We start from the raw sequence: 14,194 nt of genomic DNA, 5'->3' as shown, positions 1-14,194 counted from the left end.
TAATGTGCCGTTTTAATAAAAATGTCATACTACGCTGTGACAATTTAATGAATTTTACAAAGGATATTGGCGCAATGTTAATTGCTATTTTTAGACAATTTTTTTTACTAGGGTGCATGAGTTTTGGTGGCCCCGCTGCGCATTTAGGTTATTTTAAACGCCACTTTGTAGACTCGTTAAATTGGCTAACTAACACCCGTTACGCACAACTTATTAGTTTAAGCCAAGCATTACCAGGGCCAGGCTCTAGCCAAGTTAGTTTTGCTATTGGTGTTGAGCGTGCAGGAGTACTGGGTGGTATAGCTGCTTTTGTAGGCTTTACCTTGCCTTCGTTTTTAATTATGGTGCTGCTTGCGGTTAGTGCCCATCAGTTTGACGCTGTTTACTTTGCTATTATTGCAGGCTTAAAGTTATTTGCCGTTGTTATAGTCGCTGATGCAACACTTAGTATGGCTAAGAGCTTTTGTACAAGTGCTGCGCTTAAGTTACTTGCGGTAATGAGTACACTTGCCTTGGTGTTATTTCCAATGATGGGAACTCAAATAGCGATTTTAATCACCGCTGCAACACTAGGTGCTATATGGCCTTTATTAAAACTTGGCACAGTAGCAGACGATGTTAGCAGTAAAAACAGTAATATTAATTGGATTGCACTGGGGTTATTTGCGCTCTTACTTGGGGTTAGCTTTATTCCACTAGGGCATGAGTTTGCTTTGTTTACCCCTTTTTACCAAGCGGGTGCAATGGTGTTTGGCGGCGGACACGTAGTACTGCCGGTACTTCAAGCTGGCGTACCAGCATTGAGTGATGATCAGTTTTTAAGTGCTTACGCGAGTGCACAGGCAGTGCCAGGGCCAATGTTTACTATTGCTACTTACTTAGGCGCACAACTTACTACTGAGCAACCTTTAGTGGGTGCCCTTATAGCTACACTGCTTATATTTATGCCTGGTTTTTTACTTATACTGGCGCTTCAGAAGAATTGGATTAATTTGGCAAGTAAGCCACGTTTTGCAAGTTCAATAGCGGCGCTTAATGCAGCGGTAGTCGGTTTTTTAGCGGCCGCATTGTATTCACCAATTTGGACATCGGCTGTGCATAACCTTTGGCAGGTTGCGTTAGTAATAATTACATTTGCATGGCTGCGATTTAAAAAGCCACCTATTTGGTGGCTCTTAGCTTTATTTATTGCTGTGGGTCTTTTGCAGCACTATTTGCCATCACTCTAAATGTTGGCTTATCTGTTTGTTGCTCGTTAGGAGGGCTTAATTGCCCACTAACACTTTGATATGCCCTAAGCCCAAACACTGGCAATACTGCAAGTAAATGGTCCATTATTTCGGCTTGTAGATGCTCGTACGAAATCCAGCGTTTGTCTTCACTAAAGCAATAAAACTCAATCGGTAACCCGTGGTTCATTGGTTGTAGCTCTCGTACCATTAACGTAAGCGACGTATTAATTTTACTGTGCTGCTTTAAATAGCCCTCAGCATAGCGACGAAACAGCCCTAAATTAGAAACTTGAGCGGGTAATGTCGTCACTCGGATATAGTCATGAAGCGGAATAGCCGCATCTATTTGCTTTCTAAATTCATCACTTACTAAACAAATACTGTGCATATCTATATTAAGTGAACGTTTAATACGTCTACCGCCCGACTCTTGCATACCGCGCCAGTTTTTAAACGAACCCGCAACTAGCATATAAGTTGGAATAGTTGTTATGGTGTTATCCCAGTTACGTACTTTCACAGTGTTTAAACCCAAATCAATTACTTCACCATCGGCGCCGTAGTTTTCTACTTGAATCCAATCACCATAAGTTACTAGGCGATTTGCTGCTATTTGAATACTCGCTACAAAGCCTAAAATAGTGTCTTTAAATACTAATAACGTAACAGCTGCAATAGCACCAAAGCCAGAGAGAATATAAGTGGGTGACTTCTCAAGGAAAATACTTACAATTAAAATAGCACACACAATAAAGGTGATTAGCTTAACAACCTGAATTAAGCCCTGAATAGGGACTTCGCGTGCAAACTCCAATTGGTTATAAATAGAACCCGCAATACTTACAATACTGCTAAAAATAAAACCTACATGAATAATTAGTATAGCTTGGCCAACCGTTTTCAAAATTTCAGCGGTCAGCTCATTAACCGGATAAACACTGTCAAAGGTCGCCAAAAATAATACGCTGCAAAGCATACCTGCAATACGTCTATTAAGCTTATTAAGCATAGGCGACAACGAACCAATACGTTGAGGCGAAAGCTTAGTTACCACTTTTTGAATGCCTGGTAACATTAACCTACGAGTAAATAAGTAAACAATTAATAAAGAAAAAATCCCTATTGAAACTGCGGTAATAGAACTAAGAAAATCCGCATCGGGTACTTTTTCAAACCAAGGAGCTATTAACTCCTGTAGGTGGGTGTTGGTCATAGTGTTTCAATTTCCTTACTGATTTGTGGTTCAGGTAAATCTTGTTGAGCATAAATATCGGCAAGCTGCTGATCTTTCGCAACCCATAGCTCATTCACATAATGTTGAAAATTAGCTTTAAATACGTCATCGGTTTGATAGCTGCCCTGCATATTGTCATTAATGGGCGTTACGTCTATTGAAACATAAATAGAATCTAGCTCGCCTTTGAGTAAGTTCCGACAAACGTGATCTGTTTTACCGCTATACACTAAACTCGTATTTAGCATGGCATCAAATTGGTTGGCTAGCACTTCAAGCGCAAAAGCAATGCCACCCGCTTTGGGTTTTAATAAGTGCTTAAAAGGACTTTGCTGCAGATTATGCTTAGCTGGCGTAAAGCGTGTGCCTTCAACAAAATTAACGATGGTAGTAGGATAGTGACGAAAATTGCGACAGCTGTGCTTTGTGCGCTCTACATCCAACCCTTTCAATTTTGGGTTTTTAGCAAGCTGTGCTTTGCTTACCCGTTTCATAAACGGCATACCCATAGCCCACGCACCAGTGCCAATAAAAGGCACGTATTTTAATTCATCTTTTAAAAAAAACTTAGGGGCTGGTAATGCATGTAATGAGCTAAGCACGGTTATATCTAACCAACTCGTGTGATTACATATAAGTAAATACCAACTTTTTGAATTTAAATCGCCACTTATATCAACCACAATATTAGGACAACCTAGCCACAAGCCAAACCGATTGCCATTACACCACCCTCGATAAGCGCTGTGCAATAAAGAGTTAACAACAGACAAAGGCAGTAATAACTTAATAAGCCCTAGTACAAATACTAGCGAGCCAAAAAGCATTACATTAGAAAACAATACGCAGCCCACAATTAAGCCGTTAAGCCAATTTGGTAACCACTTTTTTAGCATAACTGTAAGCTCATATTTTTGCCTTTTATTTGGGGTGTTTTTCGAGCGATTGTAATGTTTGCTCTTTATTTTCCCATAAACGATTTAGCTCGCTTTGAAAGCGTACTCTAAATTCAGAATCGCCGGTGTAGTCACCAATAAGCTCTTCGCTTACAGGCCTTACATCCACGTGTACGTTGATATTTTTTACCTTACCACCTGCAAAATCCATGAATGTAGGAATGCCATCAGGGTAATGAATTGTAACGTTAACCACTTTAGTAATTTGCTCGCCCATCGCTTGCATTACAAAAGCAATACCGCCCGCTTTTGGTTTTAATAAATGTGGAAACGGGCTATTTTGGCGCGCGTGCTTTTGTGTAGTAAAACGAGTGCCTTCTACAAAGTTAACCACACTTACTGGCATCTCTTTAAATTTTTCGCAGGCTTTACGCGTGGTTTCTAAGTCTTTGCCACGCAGCTTTGGATTCTTTTTTAATTGGCTTTTACTCGTGCGAGTCATAAACGGAAAATCAAGCGCCCACCAACACAAACCTAGAATAGGCACGTAAATAAGCTCTTTTTTCAAAAAGAAGTTTAAAAATGGAATTTTACGGTTAAACACGCGCTGCAATACTAAAATATCGACCCAGCTTTGGTGATTTGCAATTACTAGGTACCAATCCTTCAGTTTAAGGTCTTCAAGGCCAGTTACATTAAGTTTAGTTGGCGTAAATAACTTTTGATTTAAGCTATTAAAGGTCACCCAAATAGTTGCAAATTGCTTTGCAGCCCAGCTCATAATCTTTTGTAGAGGCTTAATAGGTATAAGCTTTATAAGCCCACAAATAAAAATAGGCACAAACCAAAAAAGTGTGTTTATTGTGTAAAAAATAATACTAAATACACCGCGAATAACTGACATTACTTCCATTCCTTTAAACATTGCGCAGCCACTAATACTGCGCTTTCAGTTGCTTACAAATTAATCTTCAAAATAGGTATAGCCTTCAAGGCCTGCATTAAGCTCAGCTAAGTAACCTTCTTTGCACTGCGCTGATACATCAAGTTTATTAACTTGGTACGCAAAGTTGTCAGCTAAAATGGCGCTATCATAGTCAACAAACTTTAATACATCCTTAACGCTATCACCTTTTATAGCATTGGTTAACACATAACCTTCATCGTTAAGCTCTACATGCACTGAATCAGTGTCACCAAATAGGTTATGTAAATCGCCTAAAATTTCTTGATATGCACCCACCATAAACATCGCAATGTGGTATTGCTCGCCGTGTTTATATTCTGGTATTGGTAGGCTGGTTTCGATACCTGCGCCTTCAACGTATTCGCGGATTTGCCCGTCAGAGTCACAGGTAATATCTTGAATAATCGCGCGCTGAGTCAATGGTTGAGTTAAGTTTTCGATTGGCATAACCGGAAACAACTGCTGAATACCCCATACATCAGGCAATGACTGAAATAATGAAAAGTTAACAAAGAGTTTATCGGCAAGCTTTTCGTTTAAATCGTCGAGGACTTCACGGTGCGCGCGCGCGTTATTACTAAGCGATGCACGTACACGATGTAAAATAGTAAAGTAAAGCTGCTCTATTTTCGCCCACTCTAGCATGCTTACTAAGCCATGCACGTACTGATCGTGCGCTTCGCTAAATAAGTGCATAGCGTCGTGATAAATCTCAAGTGCCATACGCGGGTTTAAACGCTGTAAACACTGCCACATTTCATCAAGCACTAACGCGCTATTTTCAAGCGGTGGCTCTGGATTTAAATGATTGGGCGCTTTTTCTACGTCAATTACATCGGTAATTAATACCGCATGGTGAGCGGTTAAAGCGCGCCCCGATTCTGTGATAATGGCCGGATGCGTAAGGTTATGCTGATCGCACACTTCTGCAAATGCATTCACTACGTTACGCGCATACTCTTCTACGGTGTAATTCATTGAACACGCGCTGCGCGAGCCAGAGCCCTCGTAATCAACGCCTAATCCGCCACCCACATCAACGGTATTTAACGGTACATTTAATTGCGTAAGTTCAGCAAAGTGGCGTGCACATTCACGCAAAGCACGGTGAATATCACGAATGTTGGCAATTTGAGAACCAATATGAAAATGCACCATTTGCATTAAGTGCAGCTTATTATGCTTTTTCAGCACTTCAACAGCACTTAGTACTTGGCCTGCTGTTAAACCAAACTTGCCTTTTTCGCCGCCCGTGTTTTGCCACTTGCCTTTGCCTACTGAATTTAGGCGAATACGAATACCAATAGCAGGTTCAATGCCTAGGTTGTCTATTTCTTCAAGTAGTGTGGTTAGTTCTGAAAGCTTTTCTACCACAATTTTTACGCTGTGGCCCATTGCTTGACCAATACATGCTAAGCGTAAAAACTCACTGTCTTTATAGCCGTTACACACTATTGTGATTGGCTCTTTTGCTACGCCCAAAATAGCCATAAGTTCTGGCTTTGAGCCTGCTTCTAGGCCAACAAGCCCGCTTGGATGCGCTAATAGCTTACTTACTACAGAACGTTGCTGATTTACTTTTATTGGGTAAACACAGGTGTATTTTCCGTTATATTCACGATTTGCTCGCGCTTGCGTAAACGCGTTAGTAAGTGTGTCTACACGATTTTTTAAAATATCAGTAAAGCGTACTAAAACCGGCAACGTTAAACCTTGTTGCTTAAACTGCTCAGTTAATTGCGTTAAAGAAATGGCCGGTTTTGTTTGGTCGCCATCTGGGTAAGCCACCAGTTCGCCTTGTGCGTTAATATCAAAATAACCATCACTCCAATGAGCAACGTTATAAGTGGCGCGTGCTGTTTCTAAACCCCAGGTCATGGCAACTCTTCTTTAGTCAATTAGGTATAAAGGCGCATTTTAATACGTCACTATCCACTAGGCTAACAAAAATTGAACTTTCACTCACTCCTAACTAACTTTATTCGTCAAATCAGTTAAAATGTCATTGAGCAAAACGCCAAGCACTGGCAGAATTGCCCCTTTTTTCATACTCAACCTAAAAAGTGTAATAGTAACTATGGCAAATTTAGATCAAAGTAAGTGGTTTACTGAAATTAGCGACCGCGATGGCAGCGCATTTTCATTACGTATTAATAAAAAGTTAGATGAAAAACAATCTCCTTTTCAAAAGGTAGAAATGTTTGAAACCACAGACTTTGGTAATTTAATGATCATCGACGGGTGTACTATGGTAACAACCCGCGAAAACTTCTTTTATCATGAGATGATCAGCCACCCTGCACTTTTAGCGCACCCAAACCCTAAAAACGTCGTTATTATTGGCGGCGGCGACTGCGGTACTTTACGCGAAGTATTAAAACACCCAGGCGTAGAAACTGTAACGCAAATAGATATAGACGAAGTAGTAACGCAAATGTCGTTAAAATACTTCCCAGAGCTTTGTGAATCTAACAACGACGCCCGTGCAACGGTTATGTTTGACGACGGTATTAAATACATGCGCGAAGCCGCTGGCGAATCTATCGACGTGGTTATTGTTGATGGCACCGATCCGGTGGGTCCAGGTGAAGGTTTATTTAATCATGCGTTTTACACAAGCTGTTTAGATGCACTGCGCCCAGGTGGTATTTTAGTGCAACAAAGCGAATCACCTCTTATGCATATGCCATTATTAGTTGAAATGCGCGAAGCAATGCTAAGCGTAGGCTTTAACGATTTACAAACACTGCCATTCCCGCAACCAATTTACCCAAGCGGTTTATGGTCGGTAACACTTGCACGTAAATCACAAGCATTTGACGGTTTTAGAGAAGACGGCGCAGCACAAATAGCTGAGCAAAGTGAATACTACAACAGCGGTATTCATCATGGTGCACTCGCTACACCTAACTACATGAAACGCGCTTTTGATAAAAAATAATACTAATTCACTTTAGGCTTTGTTGACTTCTCAAGGTTAAAATTGCATTAAAAAAGGGACTTTTAAAGTCCCTTTTTATATTTATAATGACTATTCAAACTGAACTCGAGCTAACAAACAACATAAGTACAGTTATATTTTAAAACCTTAAAGAGCTATCTAACCAAATAATCAGCTTATTTAAACTTTAAATCGATGTACTAAGTGATTTAGCTCATCAGTCAATTGTTCCATTTTTTTAGATACATCCTCAGTAGTTCGAGCAAGCGCCCCCCCTTCTAAAGTTTGATCGTTTAATGATGATAGGTTTTGACTTATTTCATCTGCAACCGTTGTCTGCTCTTCAGTCGCTTGCGCTGTTTGCATCGCCATATCATTTACTTTAGTAGACGAGCTTTGCATTGCATTAAGCACATCATTAGTTTGACTAAACGAACCAACCGCATCATCTGCAAATTGCTTACCTTCATCTATCGCTTTAATTGATTGTTCTACGCTCGTTGCAAATTGCTCTATCATTTTTTGAATATCGTTTGTGCTTACTTGCGTGCGTGTAGCCAATGTTCTTACTTCATCTGCTACCACAGCAAAACCTCTGCCATATTCACCAGCTCGCGCGGCTTCAATAGCAGCATTAAGCGCCAGCAGATTTGTTTGCTCTGCAATTGCACGAATAACCTCAAGTACTTTGGCAATGTTATCAGAACTTTGTTGTAGCTCTGTAGAGCGCGCCATAGCTTGCTCCATATTTTGCGACAAAGAAATAATACGAGAACTAGAGTGCGCAACCGCTGTTAGTCCTTGCTGAGCTAAATTTAACGATTTATCAGCTTCTGTTGATGATTGCTGAGCAACACCTGCAACTTCTCTACTTGCTACACTCATCTCATGCACTGCACTTACTATTGACTCAGAGGCTTGGCTGAGCGTTTGATTTACAGCATTGTTTTTATTTGCAACCTGACTTAACTCACCTCCTAATTCACTTAGTTCTTTTGATTGCTCTAAAATATCGCGAATTAATTGCTGTAAGTTGTCGAGAAAACGATTGAACTGCGTTGCAAGTTCAGAAAATTCATCTTTAGACGTTATAACGATCCTGCCAGTTAAATCGCCATCACCAGAGGCTATATCGTTAATACGAGAAGTTACATAGTTAATTTGCTGTGTTAATTGCTTAGGAATAAGGTAACTAAACCAACACGCCACTAATAAAATTAATATGACAAAAATAAGCATAGTTAACTTAGTTGAAGCAATTGTGTCTGATAGTTTTTGAACTTCTTCAACCGATGTTTGCTCTGCTAATTCACCAGCTTGATCAAGCGTAGCTCTTAATTCGTCAAATGCTTTTTCTGATTGAGACTGTTTTTTTAGATTTGTTTTATCATTCATATAGGCCAGTGAAGCGTTTAACCAAGTATTATAAGTATCATCAAAACCGCGAAGCCCATTTATAGCTTTTGGATAATCCGATAACAAAGCTAAGTACTGCTCTAACCTTTGCGTTACTTGCTCAGCATTTTCTTTATGCTCTTGCAAATAAGCTTCTTTATTGTCGTTATGTGCGACTAAATTTAACTCAGCAACCTTTGCTTGATACAAATCCCTGTCGGCACTCAAAGCAAGAGACACAGCCTTAATAAATTTATCGGATTGCACATCTAATGCATTTTTTTGTAAGTTAATTAAGTATGAATACCCAATAATTAACGACAAGATAGCAATACCTAAAATAACAATAGGAAAAGAGACTTTGACGCGGATACTATTCAAATTCATTAATTACTCCAAAAAAAAAACATATTTAATACCTACCTTTTTGATAATAAATCTAGTTTATAAAACCTAAAATCGCCATTGAGCGTTTAGCATTATTTGCTGCTGCGAGATTCGTTCATTAAATCCAATTGGCTCTCTATTTTTTGCAACACTTTTAAGTGCAGAACCTTCAACCCCTATTTGTAGTTTATTAGTGAGCTGGTAGCGCCATGTTGCGGTTAAACCTTCCCCATTGCTTGCATTAGGATCAAACGCAGTGGTGTCGTTATCTGTCACTTTAAAGTAATCGTAGCGTACAGAAACTCGATGCTTGCCTTCTTTATGGCTTAACATTAAATAATGGCTGTAAAAGGCATTATCTATTAAAGCATTAGCGCCCATTTCGGTTTTACCATTAAGTACCTGTGCTATAAAGCGGGTTTTATTATTAAACTTATAAAGCCAAGCGGCGCTTGTAAAGCGAGTATCCCAAGCATACTGCCCTGTACTAATATTAAGCGTGGTTGGGTCGCCATTATTGTTGTAATAATAAATTCGAAATTGTGATTTTTTTAAGTAATCCCAGTGTACGCCAGCGTAATAGCCAAAACGTCCGTCTACTTCTTCAAACGGTAAAACCTGATTAGCTTGCCAGCGTAATTCATACGTATTTAATGCCGCTACAGGCGCAAATTTAACACTTTCGTTAAATGTAGTTTGCCTATCGTGTAATGCAAAACCACGCCAAGCAAGTAAAGTACCGGCAGGGTCATTGCCTTTAAATGTAGCACCTACAAAACTAAAGCTATGAGCGCTGTTAAAACGTTTTGCTGGGCGCTTAATAGTTATCTCTGCGCCAACAGTGCGTACTTCCTCGCCTATCCAGCTATTAATAGCTGAGTTTGTATAGTTATAAGGAGAAGTCCACCCTATATCAGGGTTTTCAAGCGACATAAGTGGATAAAAGCCCCCTACACGCACATGCCATTTATAGTTGCTGTTAGATAGCGGCTGATACTTTACATAAGCTTGCGTAAAACCAAGGCCAACGTCAGGATCTTGATTCGCATTTAACACCCCATGAGCCGACCAACTAGATGCTAAATCAACATTAAAATTTAAAATACCTTGGGATAAAATAAGTTCGTCGCTTTTAGTATCGTGCCGATATAGCCCAAGGCCGCCCTCTTGAAAGCTACGTATATCGTCACCCTGCACGGCTCTAATTTGTAACAAGCCTTTTACTTGTGCATACAATGCATTACTAAAACATAAAGCACCGGCTAAAAATATCAGCCTCGTTAAACGATTAATAGTCATCAAATTCATCCGTAGCAAAGTCAATTTGCTCCGCAATTTCCTGCTTTACTTTATAAGTGATCGGGTTAGTAGCCACAGTAACAGTTTGAGATTCAACCTTACTAATATCACTAAACCCAGAATGCCAAACACTTAACGTGTATTCGCCTACATTGGCATTTAAATCAACATGACCATTTTCATCAGTGATTGCAAAAATAGTACTATCGACCACCACAATATAACCTAACATCCAATCATGAATATTACAGCCAAGCTCAACAACCCCTGTTTGATCAAAAGTAATGGGCGCTTTTGGGTGCTCCTTATATAGCTTTAATTCAAATGTTTTAGCTTTAGAAAATGAATAAACGTGATGCATGATTGAGTCCCCATTCGGAAACTCTACCTTTGCATTTTGTGGGACAACTAAAATACGCGGCTTAAATTCTCGATTTTGCTGGGTCATCGCATAAGGTGCTTCTGGAGGAATAATGCTAGAGGAGTCTCCTGCAGTTAGCCACACAACAGCATTAGGTAATGGGCCATTATTAGCATTTTTAATTGTTATATTTGCTGCAAAAACTCCAGTACTAACACTTAGTAAAAATACACAAAGTAAGCTTTTTATCATTTTCTTGTCGCTATTATCAATTTGTTTACATTATAGACCGATTAAACCACTAAATTCTTTCTATTTTTTAAAACATTGAATACGTATGTAGGCAGTCGTATTAATCATCAACAGTCATTATCCTTAAATGTCACCACCGACTCATCTAAGGACACACCATGAGAATCCCTACACTTGTGCTTTTAGCCTTTGCTAGTAATAGCTACGGACAAACTGTAGAGCTAAAATCGCCAGACACACAAATAACAGTAAGCATCTCAGACGAAAACAACACGCCAAGCTACGCAATAAAATTTAAAAACAAAGCGGTTATAAACAAATCTTTACTGGGGTTTGAATTTAAAACACAAGCAGCTTTTAGCGATGGCTTTAAAATTAAAAGCATTGAACAACAAAGCGTTAACTCACAGTGGCAACAACCTTGGGGCGAACGCCAAAACGTTGTTGACGAATATAACGAAGTAGCCGTTACCTTTACAAAAAACGAGCCAAATAAAGGTACCTACACTATTCGATTTAAAGCATTTGATAGTGGTGTAGGTTTTAGATACGAAGTGCCACAACAAACCGGCTTCGAACATACAGAAATAACCAAAGAGCTGACTGAGTTTGCAATAAACAATAGCCATGATGCAACAGCATGGTGGATACCTGCTCGTGGCTGGAACCGCTACGAATATGTTTACAACACTACTCCACTTAACGAAGCTCCACTAGCTCACACACCATTTACGTTTAAAACAAGTGACGGTACTCATATTAGTATTCATGAAGCCGCTCTTGTTGATTACGCGGGTATGGTGCTTAATCAGCGCCGTCCAGGCACATTTACAGCAGACTTAACCCCTTGGTCAGATGGTGTTGCCGTTAAAAAACAAGGTGCTTTTAAAACACCATGGCGCACCATTCAAATAGCCGACAGCGCTGTTGGCCTAGTTAATTCAGATATAATACTAAATTTAAACGAGCCTAATAAACTCGGTGACGTGTCGTGGGTTAAACCTGGCAAATACGTCGGTATTTGGTGGGGTATGCATATAAACACGCAAACTTGGGGTAGCGGTAAAAAACACGGCGCCACTACGCAAACCACAAAATACTATATGGATTTTGCAGCGCAGTATGGTTTTGATGGCGTACTCGTTGAAGGCTGGAATATTGGCTGGGATGGCGATTGGTACTTTAATGGCGATGTATTTAACTTTACCAAACCGTACGATGATTTTGATATAACAGCGCTTGCTCAATACGGCAAAGAAAAAGGCGTACATCTCATTGGCCATCACGAAACATCAGGCAATGTAAGCAACTACCGAGACCAAATGGAAGATGCCTTTACACTTTACGAAAAATCAAACGTCAGCCAAGTAAAAACAGGTTATGTAGCCGATGGCGGAAATATAAAACGTATAGACAAAAACGGTATTGCGCGCCATGAATGGCATGACGGCCAATTTATGGTTAACGAATACCTTCATAACGTAAAGCTTGCGGCTAAACATAAAATTAGCATCAATACGCACGAGCCAATTAAAGATACAGGCCTGCGCCGTACTTACCCAAACTGGATCGCGCGCGAAGGTGCACGCGGGCAAGAATATAATGCATGGGGTTCGCCTCCTAACCCACCAGAACACGTACCAATGCTTGCCTTTACCCGCATGCTCTCTGGCCCTATGGACTTTACGCCAGGTATTTTTGATATGAGCTTTAATGGTTTAGGAGGCGATACAAACCGCCCACAAACTACACTTGCCAAACAACTTGCACTTTATGTTGTGTTGTATAGCCCAATTCAAATGGCTGCCGACTTACCTAAAAACTATTTGGCTAAGCCCGACGCATTTCAATTTATTCAAGACGTACCAACAGATTGGCAGCAAAGTATTGCCATTGATGGCGAAGTAGGCGACTTTATTGTATTTGCCCGTAAAGAACGTAAAAGCACTAAATACTCAGGAAACGATTGGTACCTAGGTGCTGTTACTGACGAGAAAGCCAGAACAATTGAGGTAAAGCTCGACTTTTTAGAGCAAGGTAAAAAGTTTGAAGCGCAAATTTATCAAGATGGTAAAAACGCAGAGTGGAAAAACAATCCATACGATTTAAATATCGAAAAACATGTAGTCACGGCAAGCGATAAACTAACCTTAAAACTCGCTACCAGCGGCGGCACAGCCATTCGCTTTAGGGCACTTTAATTTTTTATTATTATGCCTGCACCGTTTACGGAGCATTGGTAGATTTAAACCTACCAATGCTCTAACTAAGGCATGTTTGGTATTTATGCCAATTCACTTAATTATTATAAAACAACAAAAGCCCTGCCTTATTCTTTAAAAAGTTGAATTTAACAAATTATCAACAATAATTAACGCGATACAAGTGAACTACCAAACTAATAAAAATAAGGGCGTAATATTACAGTGTCAATTAAACCAAAACTTATTATGTTTGCTGCCCTAATTGGTTGTAGCAACGTACGCTCTGATACTCTTGATATTGCTGCACTCGACTTCTGCCCGTACGTTTGCAGTGATACCTCCGATAATAATTCCATAGGCTTTGTATTAGAGCTAGAAAAAATAATCTTAGAACGTGCAGGCCACCAAGTAAATTTTTATATAGTCCCTTATTTACGCTCTTTAAAAGGAACAGAGAGTGGAAAGTATGATGCTGTAGCTATAAGTAACGACAGTAGTTCAAAAGTAAATATATGTTCTAAAAACACTGTAGGCCCGATGATATATAGCTTTTACGTCAAAAAAGGCACTCAATGGCGTTACAATGGGATGGAGTCTCTAAAGTTAATAAGATTTGGCGTTATTGCAGGCTACGATTTTTCACCAATATCTCCTGAAGTTCAAAGCTACTTTGAAGAAAACCGCGATAACGAGCAGCTAATTCAGGTTCATCATGGTTCAGAAGATCTCATTTATCGCTTGTTTAAAAAACTGAAATTAGGCCGAATCGATACATTTAGTGAAGCTGCCTATGTAGCCGATTACAAACTACAAAAATATGGTCTGCAAGATAGCTTTGAAAAAGCAGGTCAGTTTGACAAAATACTATGGGGTAGGATGTGCTTCTCACCTAAAAACCCTAAAGCACATGAATATGCTCAACTTATAGATACTGGTATGCAGGAGCTCAGAAAATCTGGTGACCTTAAAAAAGTAATGCAAAAATATGGCTTATACGTTTGGGAGCCCGAGTAATACTTTTAACGG

General features: G+C 39.7%; 11 protein-coding genes. 4 read left to right on the top strand and 7 right to left on the bottom strand.

Annotated features, from left to right (window positions below; genetic code table 11):
- Nucleotides 1-74: 74 nt before the first annotated feature.
- Nucleotides 75-1,229, top strand: a complete 1,155-nt coding sequence (gene chrA, locus H5161_RS16360; RefSeq protein ID WP_182769685.1) for a chromate efflux transporter — start codon at nt 75-77, stop codon at nt 1,227-1,229.
- Here the strand turns inward: chrA and H5161_RS16355 are convergent.
- The 4 genes from H5161_RS16355 to speA are packed head-to-tail and all read right to left on the bottom strand — an operon-like array spanning nt 1,186 to nt 6,207.
- Complete coding sequence (locus tag H5161_RS16355; RefSeq protein ID WP_039490513.1) at nt 1,186-2,445, bottom strand: mechanosensitive ion channel family protein; 1,260 nt, start codon at nt 2,443-2,445, stop codon at nt 1,186-1,188. The genes chrA and H5161_RS16355 overlap by 44 nt on opposite strands.
- Nucleotides 2,442-3,362 carry an acetyltransferase gene (locus H5161_RS16350; protein WP_002959541.1) on the bottom strand — a complete coding sequence of 307 codons (921 nt, stop codon included), beginning with the start codon at nt 3,360-3,362 and terminating at the stop codon, nt 2,442-2,444. The genes H5161_RS16355 and H5161_RS16350 overlap by 4 nt, the downstream gene beginning before the upstream one ends.
- A gap of 25 nt (nt 3,363-3,387) precedes the next feature.
- Complete coding sequence (locus tag H5161_RS16345; RefSeq protein ID WP_182682750.1) at nt 3,388-4,266, bottom strand: acyltransferase; 879 nt, start codon at nt 4,264-4,266, stop codon at nt 3,388-3,390.
- Between the two features lie 60 nt (nt 4,267-4,326).
- On the bottom strand, nt 4,327-6,207 hold the full coding sequence (gene speA, locus H5161_RS16340; protein ID WP_002959544.1) for a biosynthetic arginine decarboxylase: 1,881 nt from the start codon (nt 6,205-6,207) through the stop codon (nt 4,327-4,329).
- A gap of 199 nt (nt 6,208-6,406) precedes the next feature.
- Here speA and speE point away from each other — a divergent pair, with 199 nt between their 5' ends.
- Nucleotides 6,407-7,270, top strand: coding sequence for a polyamine aminopropyltransferase (gene speE / locus H5161_RS16335; protein ID WP_008138747.1), 864 nt, complete (start codon nt 6,407-6,409; stop codon nt 7,268-7,270).
- Nucleotides 7,271-7,450: 180 nt separating this feature from the next.
- Here the strand turns inward: speE and H5161_RS16330 are convergent, their stop codons facing one another.
- The 3 genes from H5161_RS16330 to H5161_RS16320 all read right to left on the bottom strand — a co-directional run bounded on the left by H5161_RS16330 (nt 7,451) and on the right by H5161_RS16320 (nt 10,964).
- A complete protein-coding gene (locus H5161_RS16330; protein ID WP_182769681.1) occupies nt 7,451-9,052 on the bottom strand; it encodes a methyl-accepting chemotaxis protein in 1,602 nt (533 codons plus the stop codon).
- 66 nt (nt 9,053-9,118) lie between these two features.
- On the bottom strand, nt 9,119-10,351 hold the full coding sequence (locus H5161_RS16325) for a hypothetical protein (RefSeq protein ID WP_182769680.1): 1,233 nt from the start codon (nt 10,349-10,351) through the stop codon (nt 9,119-9,121).
- A complete protein-coding gene (locus H5161_RS16320) occupies nt 10,341-10,964 on the bottom strand; it encodes a methylamine utilization protein (RefSeq protein WP_182769679.1) in 624 nt (207 codons plus the stop codon). Before H5161_RS16320 ends, H5161_RS16325 begins: the two co-directional genes overlap by 11 nt.
- 158 nt (nt 10,965-11,122) lie before the next feature.
- Between H5161_RS16320 and H5161_RS16315 the strand changes: the two genes are divergently transcribed.
- Nucleotides 11,123-13,165, top strand: coding sequence for a glycoside hydrolase family 97 protein (locus H5161_RS16315; RefSeq protein ID WP_182769678.1), 2,043 nt, complete (start codon nt 11,123-11,125; stop codon nt 13,163-13,165).
- A 225-nt stretch (nt 13,166-13,390) separates the two neighbouring features.
- Nucleotides 13,391-14,182, top strand: coding sequence for an ABC transporter substrate-binding protein (locus H5161_RS16310; protein WP_182695865.1), 792 nt, complete (start codon nt 13,391-13,393; stop codon nt 14,180-14,182).
- The last annotated feature ends 12 nt before the right edge of the window (nt 14,183-14,194 follow it).

The organism is Pseudoalteromonas sp. SG43-5 (genome assembly GCF_014164345.1).
In the GTDB taxonomy this organism is placed as follows: domain Bacteria; phylum Pseudomonadota; class Gammaproteobacteria; order Enterobacterales; family Alteromonadaceae; genus Pseudoalteromonas; species Pseudoalteromonas distincta.
Note: the sequence above shows the minus strand (reverse complement) of the source record. Positions and strands in the feature narration are given on the sequence as shown.

What these genes read in the sequence shown, in the direction of transcription:
- speA (WP_002959544.1), bottom strand. Translation starts at nt 6,207, where the DNA reads ATGACCTGGGGTTTAGAAACAGCACGCGCCACTTATAACGTTGCTCAT.
- speE (WP_008138747.1), top strand. Translation starts at nt 6,407, where the DNA reads ATGGCAAATTTAGATCAAAGTAAGTGGTTTACTGAAATTAGCGACCGC.
- H5161_RS16315 (WP_182769678.1), top strand. Translation starts at nt 11,123, where the DNA reads ATGAGAATCCCTACACTTGTGCTTTTAGCCTTTGCTAGTAATAGCTAC.
- H5161_RS16330 (WP_182769681.1), bottom strand. Translation starts at nt 9,052, where the DNA reads ATGAATTTGAATAGTATCCGCGTCAAAGTCTCTTTTCCTATTGTTATT.
- H5161_RS16320 (WP_182769679.1), bottom strand. Translation starts at nt 10,964, where the DNA reads ATGATAAAAAGCTTACTTTGTGTATTTTTACTAAGTGTTAGTACTGGA.
- H5161_RS16345 (WP_182682750.1), bottom strand. Translation starts at nt 4,266, where the DNA reads ATGTCAGTTATTCGCGGTGTATTTAGTATTATTTTTTACACAATAAAC.
- H5161_RS16355 (WP_039490513.1), bottom strand. Translation starts at nt 2,445, where the DNA reads ATGACCAACACCCACCTACAGGAGTTAATAGCTCCTTGGTTTGAAAAA.
- H5161_RS16325 (WP_182769680.1), bottom strand. Translation starts at nt 10,351, where the DNA reads ATGACTATTAATCGTTTAACGAGGCTGATATTTTTAGCCGGTGCTTTA.
- chrA (WP_182769685.1), top strand. Translation starts at nt 75, where the DNA reads ATGTTAATTGCTATTTTTAGACAATTTTTTTTACTAGGGTGCATGAGT.
- H5161_RS16350 (WP_002959541.1), bottom strand. Translation starts at nt 3,362, where the DNA reads ATGCTAAAAAAGTGGTTACCAAATTGGCTTAACGGCTTAATTGTGGGC.